6 protein-coding genes and 1 tRNA gene are annotated in these 16,069 nt (G+C 64.0%); 1 reads left to right on the top strand and 6 read right to left on the bottom strand.

Annotated features, from left to right (window positions below):
* The 3 genes from Q5H89_RS04260 to Q5H89_RS04250 form a co-directional block, all read right to left on the bottom strand.
* Complete coding sequence (locus tag Q5H89_RS04260; protein ID WP_305018061.1) at window positions 1-7,056, bottom strand: IPT/TIG domain-containing protein; 7,056 nt, start codon at window positions 7,054-7,056, stop codon at window positions 1-3.
* 307 nt (window positions 7,057-7,363) lie between these two features.
* Complete coding sequence (locus Q5H89_RS04255) at window positions 7,364-10,585, bottom strand: ATP-binding protein (RefSeq protein WP_305018060.1); 3,222 nt, start codon at window positions 10,583-10,585, stop codon at window positions 7,364-7,366.
* Between the two features lie 669 nt (window positions 10,586-11,254).
* Window positions 11,255-11,329 (bottom strand) — tRNA-Val (locus Q5H89_RS04250).
* A gap of 277 nt (window positions 11,330-11,606) precedes the next feature.
* Between Q5H89_RS04250 and Q5H89_RS04245 the strand changes: the two genes are divergently transcribed.
* Window positions 11,607-12,518 carry a TerB family tellurite resistance protein gene (locus tag Q5H89_RS04245; protein ID WP_305018059.1) on the top strand — a complete coding sequence of 304 codons (912 nt, stop codon included), beginning with the start codon at window positions 11,607-11,609 and terminating at the stop codon, window positions 12,516-12,518.
* Window positions 12,519-12,650: 132 nt separating this feature from the next.
* Here Q5H89_RS04245 and ribD read toward each other — a convergent pair whose 3' ends face one another.
* The 3 genes from ribD to Q5H89_RS04230 form a co-directional block, all read right to left on the bottom strand.
* On the bottom strand, window positions 12,651-13,712 hold the full coding sequence (ribD, locus tag Q5H89_RS04240) for a bifunctional diaminohydroxyphosphoribosylaminopyrimidine deaminase/5-amino-6-(5-phosphoribosylamino)uracil reductase RibD (protein WP_305018058.1): 1,062 nt from the start codon (window positions 13,710-13,712) through the stop codon (window positions 12,651-12,653).
* 166 nt (window positions 13,713-13,878) lie between these two features.
* Window positions 13,879-14,466, bottom strand: a complete 588-nt coding sequence (locus Q5H89_RS04235; protein ID WP_305018057.1) for a hypothetical protein — start codon at window positions 14,464-14,466, stop codon at window positions 13,879-13,881.
* A 251-nt stretch (window positions 14,467-14,717) separates the two neighbouring features.
* Window positions 14,718-15,842 carry a DUF3103 family protein gene (locus tag Q5H89_RS04230; RefSeq protein WP_305018056.1) on the bottom strand — a complete coding sequence of 375 codons (1,125 nt, stop codon included), beginning with the start codon at window positions 15,840-15,842 and terminating at the stop codon, window positions 14,718-14,720.
* Window positions 15,843-16,069 lie beyond the last annotated feature (227 nt).

Raw genomic sequence — 16,069 nt, 5'->3', positions numbered from 1 at the left:
TTAATTGACTACCAGGCGCAGGGCGGCAGTGCCCGTGCGCACCACGTATACCCCCGTCACTACATCGCGCGGCAGCTCCAGCACAGCCTTGCCGGTGGCATCGGCCGCTAGGGTCAGCACCTCCCGGCCCAGGGCGTCGTACACGTGCACCGGGGCGCCCGGCACTGCCCCGGTGAGGGTGGCGCCGCGGGCGCTCGTCGTTGGGTTCGGGAACAGAGCCAGGCTAGCCGACTTCGTTACCGCCACCGTCCGCACGGGCGAGTAGCTGAATTTGGCATCCTGGTCTACTTGCCGCAGGCGGTAGTAGAGCAGCGTAGCGCCGGCCGGCACTTGGGCATCCAGTAGCTCATAGTTGCGGGGCGTGGTGCTGCTACCAGCGGCAGCCACCTGGCCGATGCGGGTGAAGCTGCTGCCATCGAGGCTGCGCTCTACTTCAAACCGGGCACTGTTTTTCTCCGAAGCCGTGCGCCAGCTCAGCTGCACGGTTTGGCCCTTTGCCTGCGCCGTAAAGTCGACTAGCTCCACGGGCAGCGGTACGCTGCTGCCGGTAAGGTAAAACTCAGAAAAGTGGTCGGCCACGGCCAGCGACGACACGAAGTAGCTAGTGCCGCTGGGCGAGCTGGCCGGGGCAGGCAGCACGCGGCGCTCGCCGCTCGGGTCGTCGTTGGCCAGCTGGCAGTCCTCGTTGGCGCCGCTGTACTGGGTGGCTTTCAGGTTGGTGAGCGTGGCGGTGGGGTCGGCTACTTGCAGGCGCGCCTGCTCGGTGTTGAGGCCGTAGAGGCGCAGGCCCACCGTGCGGCCGTCGAAGCGGCCAGCGCTGTTGGTCAGGTGCCAGTTGCGGCCCAGGTAGTAGTGGCCATTGCCATCCTGGCGCACGGGCTGGCTAGGGTCGGCCAGCAGCACGTCGATGGAGAGGTCGCCCAGCGAGGCGCCAGTGTAATTGTAGGCTGCTACCACTTGCCCGCCGCTACTCAGCAAGTAGTGCCAGGCGCCATCGTTGATACTGGTGGTAGCAGGCACGGCCGTGAGGCAGGTGCCTAGCGTGGCGCCATCGTACACGGCCAGCACGGTGAAGGGCGGGGCGCTGGCGCTGCTGCCAAGCCCAGGAGCCGTCACGACCACCACGCTGCTGCCTGGCGTGGCGCCGGCCGGCACCACGGCCGTGATGGAAGTAGCCGAATTCACCGTGACGCTGCTAGCCCCTATCCCGCCAAATGAGACGGTGCTGCCCGCCGCGAAGCCCGTGCCGGTGAGCGTGATGGGCATGCCCGGCAGCTCGGCCGCGGCGCTCAAGGCCGTGACGGTGGGCGCGGTGGTGCAGGGCGTGAGCACGACCGCGTTAGAGGCCGCCGACGTGGCACCGTTGAGGCTAGCCACCACCGAATAGGTGCCGGCTGCGCTGGCAACGAGCGGATTAGTGGTCGTGCTGCCCGGCGAGAACGTGAACGTGGCCCCGCTCACGGGCGTAGGCGCGGTGTTCGGGCTACCGTTAGGGTTGAGGCGAATGAGCCTGGGGGCAGGAGCGCCATTATAGGTCGTGAATTGGCCGCCGGCTACCAACAGGTTGCCGTCGGACTGTACCAGCACCCGCCGCGCCCCTTTGTCGAAGCCCGAACCACCAGCGTTGAAGGTGCCATCCAGACTGCCAGTGGCATTGAGCCGCGCGATGTTGTTAACAGGACTGGCAGTAGTGTTGAAGGTGCCGACTACCAGTATCTTACCATCGGCCTGCAACGCCAGGTAGTTCACCGTGCTGGTTATGGCAGACCCGGGGGTGAAGGTAGCGTCGGGGCTGCCGTCGGGGTTGAGTCGGGCGATATATTGCGAAAAGCCTCCGCCCACCAGCACTTTGCCGTCGGCTTGCAGGGCCAGCGCATTCACTGTACTGTTAAAGCTGCTACCGGTGGCAAAGCTGGCGTCGCGGCTGCCGTCGGCGTTGAGCCGGATGAGGCGGGTGGCCGTAACGCCCTGGTAGGTGGTGAAGTCGCCACCCAGCAGCACTTTGCCGTCGGGCTGCACTACAATACTGTTCACCACAGTATTGTTCACCACGCCACTCAAGCCCGCGCCGGTGTTGAAGGTGGCGTCGGGGCTGCCGTCGGGGTTAAGTCGAATTAGCCCATTGGCCGGCGCGCCCTGGTAGGTGGTGAAGTCGCCGCCCAGCAGAATTTTGCCATCGGGCTGCACCACCAGGCTGTTCACGCCCACCTTGCCGCCGGTAAAACCCGCGCCGGTGTTGAAGGTGGCGTCGGGGCTGCCATCGGGGTTGAGCCGAATTAGCCCATTGGCCGGCGCGCCCTGGTAGGTGGTGAAGAAACCGCCCACCAGCAGCTTGCCATCGGCTTGTAGCGCGGCGCTGTTCACCGTGTTATTGAAGCCTGCGGTAGCACCCGTGCCGGTGCTGAAGGTAGCATCGGGGCTGCCGTCGGGGTTGAGTTGAATCAGGTGGTTGGCCGTAGCGCCCTGGTAGGTGGTGAAGTTACCGCCCAGCAGCAGCTTGCCATTGGGCTGCTCCATTGCCACGAAGACACCAGCATCAACGCCGGTCCCGGCGGCAAATACCGGGCTAGCGGCCGTGGCCGTGAGCGTGCGCGGGGTGCACACATCGAGCGGGCCGGCCGTGGTCAACGTAGCCACCAGGCCTAGGGGGCGGGGCGTATAGGTAAAGGCCGTGGCCGTGGGCACGCTAACGCCCTGCGCGGAGGTGAGGGTAATGACGCCGCTGGCTGCTCGCACCGGCACCAGCACCGTGAGGCTGGTGGCCGTTTGCGCCGTGATGGGGGCTAGCTCAGTGCTGGCGCCAAAGCGCACGCCGCGCACCTGGGTCAGGTTGGTGCCGGTGAACGTGACGGGCGTGCCCGCCGGCCCGCTCTGCGGCGAAAAGGCGGCGATGGTGGGCGGCAGGGCCGTGTTGAAGCGGAGGTAAAGCGCCGACGCCGCAGCGCCGGCCGATGCGTAGGTGCCCGTATGCCCCGTGGCCAGGTCGAGGGTGCCGTCGCCGTCGAGGTCGCCCAGTGCCACGCAGGCCTGGGACCCCCCGGTGGCAAAGTCGGAGCCACCGCTAAAGGTGCCGTTGCCGCTATTGAAGCGTATAGCCGCCAGTCCCGATGAGGTCGCGATGGTGGACCCGAACCCATTGCCGGTCACCAGGTCGAGGTCGCCATCGCCGTCGAGGTCGCCCAGCGTCAGGAAGCCCGGCGTGAAGCTCACCGGATAGTCGGCGCCGCCCCCGAAGGTACCGTTGCCGAGGTTGAGCCGCACGCTCAGCGAATTTGACGCCCTACAGCTCGTCGCAAAATCCAGGTAGCCGTCGCCGTTCACGTCGCCCACCACCAGCTTGGTGGTTACGCCGACCACGGGCACGTCAGTGCCGCCGCCGAAAACGCCGCTGCCGTTGTTGAGCCGCACGCTCACGACGTTGTAGTTGGCTATCAGGGCATCCAGGTCGCCGTCGCCGTCCACGTCGGCCAGGGCTGCGTCGTACACCCCGTAGGGAGTGGGGACGGTAATGGCGGGATTTCTGCTGCTGGCGACATCGTTGGCATCAGTGAAGGTGCCACTGCCGTTGTTGAAGCTCACGGACGCCTTATTGGCGGCTATCAGCATATCCAGGTCGCCGTCGCCGTCCACGTCGCCCAGCACCGCGTGGGTAGGGTTATTGTACACGCTTATGGACTTGCTAGCGGAGGTGGGGAATTGGCCTTGCCCATCGTTCAGCAGGATATTCACTTGATAGCCAGGGCCGCCGCGGGGGCCGGGGTCGGTGGTAGAAACCACCGCAATGTCCAGGTCACCGTCGCCGTCCACATCACCCAGCGAAATGTCGCCGGGAGTAGACGCACCATAATAGGTGTAGGCCGTACTACTAAACCGGCCGCCCCCCACACCCAGCCGCACCACCACCCCCGGGTACTGGTTGGGGTCACTGGTCACACCCGTGCCGTCGTAATCACTCGTTGCCAGGTCCAGCAGCCCATCGCCGTTCAGGTCGCCCAGCGCTATCGCCGCCGACATTCTCCCCATGGTCAGCGACGTCGGCGTATTCGGGAACGTGCCGGTGGCCGGGACCGTTGCGGCCGTAAATTCATGCACCCGGGCTAGCGTATTGTAGCCGGCCGTGCTCTGCACCGTGGCCGGCACCGTCACCATCACCCGCTCGCCGGGCGCAAACGGGCGGGCCGGGTCCACGGTAATGGTGTTGCCGCTGGCGGTGGCATTGCCGCCGCGCACCAGCTGGCCGCCGCGCTGCGCGCCAAACACGCGCACGTTGCCCGCCGTGCTGGCGGCCATTGGCTGCGAGAAGGTGAGCACCACATTGGCACCTGGCGGAGCGGTGGGTAGGTTGCGCGCCGGCGATACCGCCGTGAGCAAGGGTATCTGGCTCGAGCCGGTGACGAAATTGCTGGCGCTGGTGGCCGTGCCGACGCCGTTGGTGACGGTGATGAAGCCGCTAAGCGTGCCCGCCGCCACGCTGGCCGTAATCTGGGTATCGGAATTGACCACGAAACTGGCTGCCGCCGTGGCGTTGAACGCCACGGCCGTGGTGCCGGTGAAATTGGCCCCCGTAATCACCACGCTCGTGCCCGCTGTGCCGCTGGTGGGCGAGAAGCTGCTGATGGCGGGCGCCAGCACCGTGAAGCTGGTGGCACTGGTAGCCGTGCCGCTAGGGGTCGTCACCGTGATAGGACCAGTGCTGGCTCCAGCCGGCACGTTCACGGTGATTTGAGTGTCGGAATTAACCACGTAGCCCGGGGCCAGTGCCCCGTTGAAGCGCACGGCCGTGGCGCCGGTGAAATTGACGCCCGTAATCGTCACGGACACGCTTTGCCCCCCGCTGGTGGGCGTGAAGCTGCTGATGGCGGGCGACAGCACCGTAAAGCTGGTGGCGCTGGTGCCCGTGCCGCTAGGGGTCGTCACGCTGATAGGGCCGTTGGTGGCCCCGGCCGGCACCGGCACCGTGATTTGGGTGTCGGAGTTGACCACGAAGCCCGAAGCCGCCGTGCCGTTGAAGCGCACCGCCGTGGCCCCGGTAAAGTAGGTGCCCGTGATGATGACGCTCGTACCCGTGGTGCCGCTGGTGGGCGAGAAGCTGCTGATGGCAGGCGCCAGCACCGTGAAGCTGCTGGCGCTGGTGCCCGTGCCGGTGGGGGTCGTCACGCTGAGGAGGCCAGTGCTGGCCCCAGCCGGCACGTTCACGTTGATTTGGGTGTCGGAGGTCACGGTAAAGCCCGAAGCCGCCGTGCCGTTGAAGCGCACGGCCGTGGCGCCGGTGAAATTGGTGCCCGTAATCACCACCCCGCTACCCACCAACCCGCTGGCGGGCGAGAAGCTGCTAATGGTGGGCGCCAGCACCATGAAGCTGCTGGTGCTGGTGCCCGTGCCGCTAGGGGTCGTCACGCTGATGGAGCCGGTGGTAGCGCCGGCCGGCACGTTCACCGTGATTTGGGTGTCCGAATTAACCACAAAGCCCGAAGCCGCCGTGCCGTTGAAGCGCACCGCCGACGTCTGCAAGAAGCTGGTGCCCGTAATTACCACGCTGGCGCCCACCAATCCGCTAGCGGGCGAGAAGCTGCTGATGACGGGCGGCGCCAGGACGAAGTTGGTGGTGCTGGTGCCCGTGCCGCTAGGGGTCGTCACGCTGATAGGGCCGGTGGTAGCGCCGGCCGGCACCGTTGCCGTAATCTGGGTGTTGGAATTGACTGAGAAAACGGCCGAAGCGCCATTAAAGCGCACGGCCGTGGCGCCGCTGAAGTTCAGACCCGTGATGGTCACGCTCGTGCCCGCCGCCCCCGTGGTGGGCGTGAAGCTATCGATGGTGAGCGGCAGCACCGTGAAGCTGCTGGTGCTGGTGCCCGTGCCACTAGGGGTCGTCACGCTGATGGAGCCGGTGGTAGCGCCGGCCGGCACCGTTGCCGTAATCTGGGTGCCGGAATTGACTGAGAAAACGGCCGAAGCGCCGTTGAAGGCCACGGCCGTGGCCCCGGTGAAGTTCAGGCCCGTGATGGTCACGCTCGTGCCCCTTGTGCCGCTGGTGGGCGAGAAGCTGCTGATGGTGAGCGGCTGCACCACGAAGCTACTAGCGCTGCGCCCCGTAGCGAGGGCATTGGTGACGGTGATGGGGCCGGTGGTAGCGCCGGCCGGCACGCTCACCGTGAGTTGCGTGTTGGAATTGACTGTGAAAGGGGCCGCCACGCCGTTGAAGGCCACGGCTGTGGTGCCGTTGAAGTTCAGGCCCGTGATGGTCACGCTTGTGCCCGCCGCCCCGTTGTCGGGCGAGAAGCTGCTGATGATGGGCAAGCCGGCCACGCAGGCAATAGTGGCGGCAAAGCCGGGGCGGGCGTCGGTATTGGCAGTAATGAAATTGACTAAGCGTATCGTAAGCTGGCCAGCAGCGTTGGTGGCCGTTACAACCCCGGGACTATTGGTCCCTTTATACTGACCAATGACCGGGGCATTGACATCCGGGCCGTCGTAGATAATAAAGACGGCAGTAACGAGGTCGATGTCAAATTGCGTGAAGGAGAGTCTTATCTTGCTCCCAGCCGTGGCGGGGCTGATGGTAGTCGAATAGTCCTGATTGTAGCGGTAGTTGGCGTTCGGTCCGCCGTCGTCGTAGATGTTGCCCGAGCAAACGGTAATTCCCTGCGAGCCAATGAGGTAATTATCGGTTGTGAAGGTGGCGGTGGTAAGCGTTGTGACGACGCCGGCGGCGGAGACGCAGGTGACGGTGATGGCCCCGGTGATGGCCCCGGCCGGCACGCTCGTGCTGATTTGGGTGCCGGCGCTATTGACCGTAAAGGTCGCGTTAATGGGAAAGCCATATGGGCCAACGAACGCCACGCTGGAGGTGTTGGTGCCGCCTAAATTCGCCCCCGTGATGATAACGCTGGTGCCGGTGCTGCCGCTGGTAGGCGATAGGCTAGTGAGGTAGGGCGTCGGCTGCGCCTGGCCCAGCAGCGGCGCCAGCAGCAGCAGTACCGCCAGCAACCCGGCTAGCCACGAGGCCGCAAACCGGCGGGCGGCGAGCAATGAAGACAACGAGAAGAAGTGTGTCATAGCAAAAGAAGTGCAGGGTAGAATAAGCGGGGCTAGGGTAGAGCGAGCAGTAGTAGAATAGAGGAGTAGTGCGGGCGCGGTGTACCGCCGCACCTGGCTGTGCCACTCGCAGTGGGGCGGCGTGGCACGGGGCTAGCCGGTCCTAAAAGGCCGGTGTCCGAAAACCCAAGCTGGTGAGTGGACATACCCGGGAGTAAAACTAAAATCCAGTTTTAAGGAACCTGGCCAAAAAGCTGCCATTCTGCTCCGCACTCGCGATTTCAGTTGTTGGCAGGATTTTGTCCTGTTCCAACTGCTTATAGACCAATTATTTGGCTGGTAAGTAGTCGTTAGGCCGCCGGCCAAAGCGCTCGGCGTAGCACGTGCTGAAATACTTGGCCGAAGCAAAGCCCACCGCATCGGCCACCTGGGCCACCGAGCCAAAACCGCCGGCTTCGAGCAGGTGCCGGGCTTGATTCAGGCGCAGCTCGCGCAGCCAGGCGGCGGGCGTGAGGCCCGCCAGCTCGCCCAGCCGCCGGTAGAGCGTGCGCTCGCTCAAACCCAGTAGGCGGGCTAGCTCGGCCGTACTGAGTTTCTCGTTGGCCAGGTGCGCCGCCACCTGCGCCTGCCACTGCGCCAGTTGCGCTACTGCCGGTAGGGCCGCTGCCACTTCCAGCTCAACTTCCGCGCTCGGGGTCGTCGGGGCAAGTAGCTCCCCGGCTGGCTCGCCAACCAGCTCGGCCGCCGTCTCGGCTGGCAACGTGGCGAAGTGGCGCCGCACCTGCTGGCGCGCCAGCAGCACCTGCACGCGCGTCAGCAGCTCGGCCGCCCCAAAGGGCTTGGTCAGGTAGTCATCGACGCCCACGGTGAGGGCTAGCTGGCGGTGCGCCTCATCGGCGCGAGCCGTGAGCATAAGTACCGGCACGCCGGCCAGGGCAGGGCTAGCCTTGAGGCGGACCAGTAGTTCGGTGCCGCTCAGCCCCGGCATCATGGCATCGGTGGTAATCAGGTCGACCGGGGCCTCGTGGGCCAGCAGCTCCAGCGCCGCCAGGCCGCTGGCGGCGGTCAGCACTTCGTGGGTGGGGCTGAGCAGCTCGCGCAAGTACTCGCGCAGGTCGGGCTCATCTTCTACCACCAGCACCCGGGGGCGAGCACCCGGGCTAGCTAGCGTGGAGGGAGCGAGGGCTAGCGACTGGTCGGGCGGGAGTACCGGGCTTTCCGCCGGCTCTTCTGCCAATACGTTCCCGGCTGGCGCCACTGGCTCGGCGGCAAACGTGAGGGTAAAAGCCGCGCCCACGCCCGGCTGGCTGGCCAGCGTAAGCGTGCCCCCCAGCAAGGTGGCTAGCTCGCGGCTCAGGGCCAAGCCGAGCCCAGTACCTCCTTGGGGCTGGTGCTGCGGGCTTTGGTAGAAGCGTTCGAACACCCGCTCGTGCTCGGCCGCTGCAATGCCGGGCCCGGTGTCGCGCACGGTCAGGGCGTAGCGCCCATCGGGACCGGGCAACGCCGCCTCCACGATTACCGTGCCGCCGGCGGGCGTGTGTTTCAGCGCGTTGCTGAGTAGGTTGGCCAGAATCTGCTCCAGCTTGTCGGCATCTACCAGCAGGTGGAGCGCCTCGGGCAGCGCAGCGGGACCTAGCAGACGCACCCCCCGCTCAGTGGCTAGCCCCTCAAACTGCGCTATTACCCGGCGCAGCCACGGCGCCAGCGCGGTGGGGGTGGGCGTCACGGGCAGGCGCCCGGCCTGCAGCTTGGTCAGGTCCAGAATGCGGTCGACCAGCTCGCGAAGGCGCTGAGCCTGGCGGTAGGCGAGGGCCACGGGCGCGTGCCCGGCCGCCAGCAGCGTCTGCGTGGGGTTGGCAAGCAGCGTTTCGAGCGGGGCCAGCACCAGCGTGAGGGGGGTGCGCAACTCGTGGCTGGCGTTGGCAAAAAACTGATTTTTGGCCGCATCCAGCTCGCCGAGGCGCTCGGCCTGGGCTTGCAGCTGGGTGGCCTGCGCAGTCAATTGCCCGTTGAGGCGGCGGGTGGTACGCAGGGCCAGCAGAATGGCCAGCGCCAGTAGCGCCAGCAGCCCGGCCCCGGCCCCGGCCAGGCGCACCAGGCGGGCCTGCTGGCGCTCGTGCTCGGTGAGGTGGGCAATCTGGGCAGCCTGCTCGCGGGTGCGAAACCGGGTTTCGGTAGCGGCCAGCGCCGCAAACTGCTGGGCTTGGCGCAGGGTGTCGGTGAGGCGCTGGGTGCGGCGGGCGTAGGTGTAGGCGCTGTCGTAGCGGCCGGCCTGGGCGTAGGCCTGGGTGAGCAATTCGGTGAGCTGGCTCAGGGGTAGCAGGCTGCCCGACTGCTGGTAGCCGCGCTGCAGGGGCCGCAGCAAGGCCAGCGCTACGGCCGGCTCGCCCATGGCCAGAGCCACACCGGCCAGGGTTTGGCGGGGCTTGGGCTGGGGGGCCGTGCGGGGGTAGCGGGTGAGCAGGGCCTCAGCCTCGGCTAGCAGCCGACGGGCCCGCGCGGGGTGGGTGGGCTGCTGCTGCCAGGCAGTCAGGCCCAGGGTTAAGGCTTTCACCTCGGCGTAGGGCTGGTTGCGGGCGGGCCAGCCGGCCACCGTAGTGTCGGGGGCCCCGTAGCGCAGCCAGGTGCGGGCGCGGCCCAGCCAGGGGGCCGCCTCGGCGGGCCGGCCGCCTAGCAGCGCCACCTGGGCCGGCACCAGGTTCAGGCGCGTGAGCAGCAGCGCGTTGTCGGGGGCGGCACGCATCAAAGCGGTGGCTTCGGCGGCCAGGGTGCTGGCGTAGGCAGGCGGCTGGTGGCTATGGCCCTCCAGCAGCAGCGGCAGGTAGTAGTTTAGCAGCACATCGGCCAGGTCACTCCCGACCGAGCGTCGGGTGGCGGCCGGCTGGCCGTAGCGGTGGTAGGTGACCAGCGCCTGCTCATATGCCCGCTCGGCCTGGGGGTAGTTGCCCTGGGCGGCGTACGCTTCGCCTATCAGGCACTGCGTCCAGCCGATACCACCCAGGTTGCCCTGCTGTTGGTAGAGGCTCCGGGCCCGCTCGTAGTAGCGCAGGGCCAGGGGCAGGCGGCCCAGGACGCGACAGACCGAGCCGGCATTGGCCAGGATACCGGCCAGCGACAGGCCGGGCGACCGGCGCAAGTCGGCGGGCCGGGTGGTAGCCGGGTCGAGCGCTAGGCTGCTGTCGGGGCCCACCACCCGAAACTGCCGGGCCGCCTGCTGGTAGTAGTAGAGCGTGCTGTCGTAGTTGCCCCGGACGTAGTGCTGCCCGGCCAGCTCGTTGGCCAGCGCTATCACGGCGGCCGGTCGCTGCTGCCCTTGTCGTGCCCCAGCCAGCCGCCAGGCCCGCCCCAGGTAGTAGGCGGCAGAGTCGGGGCGGTGCAGGTCTTGAATAGCGTGCGCCAGCCGCACGTAGGCCAGCAGCCGACCCAGCGAGTCGGCGGGCCACTGGGGGCGGCCGGCTCGCTGGCGGGTCAGGTCGACGGCTTGGGGTAGCCAAGAGGACGAGGTGCGGGGTAGCGGGCGCAGGGTGTCAGCGGGCTGCGTGGCCAGCACCGGCCGTAGCGCGTCGTGCTTAGCGTCCCAGTAATAGTAGTCGAATCGTATGGCTCGTTGCCAACGCTGATAGTCAGCAAGTTGGGCCGTACAGGATAAAGCCGGGCTGGCAAATGCCAGCCCTGATGGTAGCAGCAGCAACCCAAGTACCCCCCCCGCCAACTGCCTGCCCCAATGATAGCTAGGAGCTAGCCATCGAAATAGCGCAAGAAGGCAGGGCATAACTACTTAGAAATGAAGGCTGCGCCTGGGAGCAGAAGTGGGCAAAAGTAGTCAGCGCCATCTTAATCAGCACTGCTAGTATAAGTACTTTGATGGTGCGTACACGGAAGTAAAAGACCAGCGCCGCCCTGCCGAGGACGAGGTGACGCTGAAGTTCTATTTCCTCGAACAGATTAACCAATGCTCAATTTGATTAAGCGTGGGCGAACCGTCGAGCGTCTGAGGGGAATAAGGAGGTTTTTTGTGCCTTCGGCGGCACTACGCCGGGCGCCATAGCAGTATTTCTCAGGCGAGGTATATTAGCTCATTATGGAGCAGGTGGAGACAAAGCAGCCGCAGCGTAAATTCTTCGTACCTCATAGGGATGCGAGGGCTTATGTAAACCACCGTGGGCACCAAAAGCAAAACAGCCACTCAGTATTGCTACTAAGTGGCTGTTTATCAACGTGGGAGATACTGGGTTCGAACCAGTGACCCTCTGCTTGTAAGGCAGATGCTCTGAACCAGCTGAGCTAATCTCCCTTTTGCCGAGCGGCTATTGCCGTTTTGGTGATACAAAGATGGGGGCATTTTTCGGAATAGCCAAACGGGGCGTTAAAAAAGTGGGCTGGCAGCCTGGCAGAAAGGGGTAAAAAATTAGCAGTCAGCCATAAAAATTTCATAAAAAAGCAACGGTGCCCGGCGCTACGGCTAGTGGTGGCAACGCTAACGGCGCACAGCCGTTAGCAGGCGCAGCTTGGCGGGCAGCCGGCAGGCCCGCCTTTTTCTCTTTTCTACCCACTCCTTTTACGTCTCTTTCATGGAAACGCAGTTGCTTCAAAACTATTCGGAGGCCGAAAAAACGGCTTATCTCAGCGCTATTGCGGCCCTGGCCACTGCCGACCGCCAGGCTTCGGCCCCCGAGGCGGAGTTTTTGCAGCGCCTAGCCCAGCAGGCGGGCCTCTCGGACGCCGCCACCCGCCAGGTGCTGGCCGCCGCCGACAGCGCCGATAACAGCACGGTGCAGCAGAGCCTCGACCAGCTCAAAAGCAGCGACCTGCGCTACTCGCTCGTAACTGACCTCATCAGCCTGGCCCGTGCCGACGGCACGTACTCGGCTGGCGAGGAGGAGATGGTGGGCAAAATGGCCGCCTACCTCGGCATCAACCCCGAGCAGAAGCAAACCCTCGAAAGCGTGGTAGACCAGGCCGCTAGCGTGCCCCACGACCCGCAAGACCCTGGCAAGCAAGGCTTTTTGAGCAGTATCGGCGACAAGCTCAGCAACGTGGGCATTCCGAAAGGCGCCCTCATGGCGGGCTTGCTCGGCGTGGTAGCCCCCATGGTGATTTCGCGCGTGATGGGCGGCGGCAATAGCAATAGCAACAGCGGCTATGGCCAGCCCCAGAGCCAGAGCGGCTCGCTGGGCGGCCTGCTGAGCGGCGCTATGGGCAGCATGGGCGGCGGCAGCGGGTTGGGCGGCCTGCTGGGTGGGCTGCTCGGCGGCGGCCTGCTGAGCGGGGTGCTGGGTGGCGGCGGCCAGCAGCAGCAAACAGTAGACACCAGCCAGTACCCGCAACAGGGCTCGATGGGCGGCAGCGGCCTGGGCTCTATTATGTCGGTGCTGGGTGGCCTGGGCGGGCGCCCCAACTCGCAGCCGGCCAGCGCGGGCGGCGGCGGCATTATGGGCAGCGGCCTGGGCGGCTTGCTAGGCGGCCTGTTTGGGGGCCGCTAGGCCCGCGCCCGGCCTGAAGCACAGCAGTAAAAAGGGCTTCCCACTTAGTGGGAAGCCCTTTTTGGTGTTAAAGCTACTTGCCTGCGGGCTGCATACCCAACGTTGTGTTGGGCGACTGCCTACACAGCTTCGTTAACTGTTGCGGTAAATGAACAGGTCGTCGGCCCCTACTTTTTCGTGGCTTTGCCAGCCGCGCAGGCCTAGCCGGGGGGCGGCAATGCCGCGCTCGAGCCGCCTGGCGCTGCGAAACACGCGAATCTCATCCCACACATTGGTGTTAATGAGAGCATTGAGCACGGTGGGGCCGCCTTCTACCAGCACCGACTGCATGTGGCGGGCGTGCAAATCGGCGAGCACGGCGGGCAGCAGGTCGGGCGAGGGGGGGGCGCCGGCCGGGGCAAAGGGCAGCGTTACGTAGTCGAGGTTGGGGCGGCTGGCCCGCTCGCGGTGCGTGTAGATGATGGTGGGCTGCGAGCCATCAAGCACGTGGTGGCTAGGGGGCAGGGCCAGGTTTTTGTCGATGACGAGGCGCGTGGGCTGGGGGCCGGGCCACTCGCGGGCATTCAGGCGGGGGTTGTCGTGCAGGGCCGTGCGGGTGCCCACCAGGATGGCCGCCTCATCGGTGCGCCACTGGTGGGTGAGGAGCTGGGCCTGCGGCCCGCTTATCTGCACCTGCTGGAAGTGCGGCCCGGCCAGAAACCCGTCGGCCGACTCGGCCCATTTCAACACTAGATAAGGGCGGTTTTTTTCCTGAAAGGTGAAAAAGCGCCGGTTGAGCTGGCGGCCTTCCCCGGCCAGCAGGCCGGTGCTTACTTTGATGCCCGCCGCGCGCAGCTTGGCTAGGCCCTGGCCGGCCACCAGGGGGTTGGGGTCGTCGTTGCACACTATTACTTCGGGCACGCCCTTGGCGATGAGCAGGTCGGCGCAGGGCGGCGTTTTGCCGTGGTGGGCGCAGGGCTCCAGCGTCACAAATACGCGGCTCTGGCGCAGTAGTTCTTGGTCGGCTACGCTGGCCAGGGCATTGACCTCGGCGTGGGGGCCACCGTACTGCTGGTGGTAGCCCTCGCCGATAATGTCGCCTGCCGGGCCCACTACCACGCAGCCCACCAGGGGGTTGGGGCGGGTGCGGCCCCGGCCCAGCAGGGCCAGGTCGAGGGCGCGGCGCATGAAAAACGAGTCGTCGAGCAGGGACATAGAGCGGGGGAGATGTGCAGCACAAAGATTAGGTGTAAAGCTATTTGCCAGGGGCGGAATAGTACCAGCTGCCGCTTCCGGCAACGAGAAACCAGCCCACAAAAATGCCCTGCTTCGACAAGAGGCAGGGCATTTTTGTGGGCTGGTTTCTCGTTGCCCGTACAGGCTAGGGCCTTGCTGCGACTTGGTGTGCGCGGCGCTTGTAGAGTAGGAAGCCCGCCGTGAACAGTCCCTGCCGGATTTGCTGCTCGTAGCCATAACTATTGCCTTCAAAGGTTCCGCGCCGGGTGTAAGGCGTTAAACTTTGTTCCAAGCGCAGGTTGAAATCGAAGCGGCGGAAGGTTACACCTACACCGGCCTGTACTAGCAGTTGTATAGGTTCGACAGTCTGAAAAAGACTATTGTACACGGCAGCTACGCTGCCCGAGGGTGCGGCAAGTTGAGCTTGCTGCTGGTTTAAAGCCAAAACCGGACCCACTAGCACGTAGGTATGGTGGCTAGTGTGCCTGCCCAACAGCATGGCCAGCTCCTCGCGGTGAATGCGATGAGAGAAGGTATCGCCGTCAGGAAATTGGGGCACCCGGTAATAGCTGATGATATAGCTCTGGCCGCGCGTGTTAGTAAACGCCACCTCCGGTTGAGCAAAAAATCCAGCGCTTCCCAGCTTCCAACGAGCTGCCAGCGCCAGCCGGTAGCCGATATCATCGTAACGGTTCCGGTCCTCGTTGGTGAGTAGGGTATAGGTCGGCCCCATTGGGATAACGGAAGCCGTTGCTCTGGTTTGAGTAACATTGAGGCTAGTAGAAGCGAATATAGCTTCTAAATGCTGGGCATGGGCTGGTAGAAATAGCGCAAAAATCGCCGAATAAGCTACTATGACCCTACTAACTGCAGCAACAACTACATTCCGCCGCATCTGTGGTACACTAGAAGCCGTTACCCTCAATCGTTGCATATACAACATAGCTTTAACGATTAAGGACGGTTATCGAGCTGCCAACGAAACTATCCTCCCTCGGCGCTCAGCGAATAATAACCTATCGACGGACAGAAGTCAAAATTCATGGCTTTGTATCCAATCTCATCATCGTCGCTGCCAATTGGGAAGCTAAGGCCGGTAGTGCCCTTTACACCCGAGGCAGTGGTATATTCTAGTCCGAATGTGACAGTGCCTATCGTTCCTCCATCCTGCTCCAGCCAATAATACAATACTGCGTCAGCGGTGACTGAGGTGTCCCAATAATACAATTGGGCATTAGGAAAGTAGGTATCCTCTATATCACTCCGTGAAGGGGTAAAAATTGAGCTGTACAAATAGGTGACTCCGTTTCCGCCGAGAGCCCCCTTAATCTGAAGCTTGATTTCGGGGTCGCCCAGAAACCAGGATTCGTATACGCTTACGTCCTCCATGTGCCTACTGCGCAAATATTCGGTCTGCTTATCGGTGCGGCAGGTGCTGGCTGTTGTCTTATAGGGCGAAGGCGCGGGCGCGGGCGAGGTAGTGCCACCTCCATCACCCTCCTCTGGCACGCGGATGTTTGCCGGCTGATTGCCTTCGGCGATACTCAGAGGTTTAAGTGCTGCCAACGTAGAGCCAGCCTTTATAACGGCGTCGACCGATGCTACGCGCTCGCTGGGCCCTACCACCACCACCGGAAAGGCGGGTGCTTTTTTGGCGTCCAGCCAATGCTCATTGCCCTCCTGGTCGAAGGCTTTTACCCGCGTGGCCGTGCGCTCGCTGTAGCCCGCCGGAATAAAAATAACCAAAGGCGCGTAATTAGCAGCATCCCACTTGTCGATGTTGACGGGCACGGAAATATTGAGCATTGGGATGCGCCCTAGCAGCGCGGGCATCGTCAGCCCGGCCGGGTCGGCGCTGGCTACGGCACTGGCCACGCGCTGCCCAAAATCGCTGTGCTCGGCCACAAAAGGTTGGTAGAGCACATCATAGTCACCATCAAATTTTTGGAGTGCGGCCGCTTTCAACTGTTGGCGCGTAGCCGCGTCGGTCCCCAGCGTGCGGGCCAGCGCTTTGGCCAAGGCCGCTAGCTCTTGGTTGGCCTGGGTTTGCAGGGCGGTTTCGGTAGGCTGGGGCAATTCCTGCGCAATTTTGTCGCGGTTACAGCCCATGAGGCTGGTGACAAGGGTCAGCGTTAATGCCCCCCCTTACTAGTAAGCGTACTTTTGTGGTCATAAAATGTGAAAAAGATTGTGGGAGAATGAATTAGGTAAGTTGATTGCCCGCAAACGTTTGGGGCTAATAATTATATGGCAAGGTATTGAAATATTATAAAAATCAGATGGTTAAGAAGTAAAAAATAGTATTTATAGTATAATGGATTGATTTTCAGATAAAA

The sequence above is a fragment of the Hymenobacter cheonanensis genome, assembly GCF_030581075.1.
In the GTDB taxonomy this organism is placed as follows: domain Bacteria; phylum Bacteroidota; class Bacteroidia; order Cytophagales; family Hymenobacteraceae; genus Hymenobacter.
The sequence above is the reverse complement of the archived record's forward strand: the minus strand, read 5'-3'. Positions and strand labels throughout refer to the sequence as shown.

What these genes read in the sequence shown, in the direction of transcription:
- Q5H89_RS04235 (WP_305018057.1), bottom strand. Translation starts at nt 14,466, where the DNA reads ATGGGGCCGACCTATACCCTACTCACCAACGAGGACCGGAACCGTTAC.
- Q5H89_RS04245 (WP_305018059.1), top strand. Translation starts at nt 11,607, where the DNA reads ATGGAAACGCAGTTGCTTCAAAACTATTCGGAGGCCGAAAAAACGGCT.
- Q5H89_RS04260 (WP_305018061.1), bottom strand. Translation starts at nt 7,056, where the DNA reads ATGACACACTTCTTCTCGTTGTCTTCATTGCTCGCCGCCCGCCGGTTT.
- ribD (WP_305018058.1), bottom strand. Translation starts at nt 13,712, where the DNA reads ATGTCCCTGCTCGACGACTCGTTTTTCATGCGCCGCGCCCTCGACCTG.
- Q5H89_RS04230 (WP_305018056.1), bottom strand. Translation starts at nt 15,842, where the DNA reads ATGGGCTGTAACCGCGACAAAATTGCGCAGGAATTGCCCCAGCCTACC.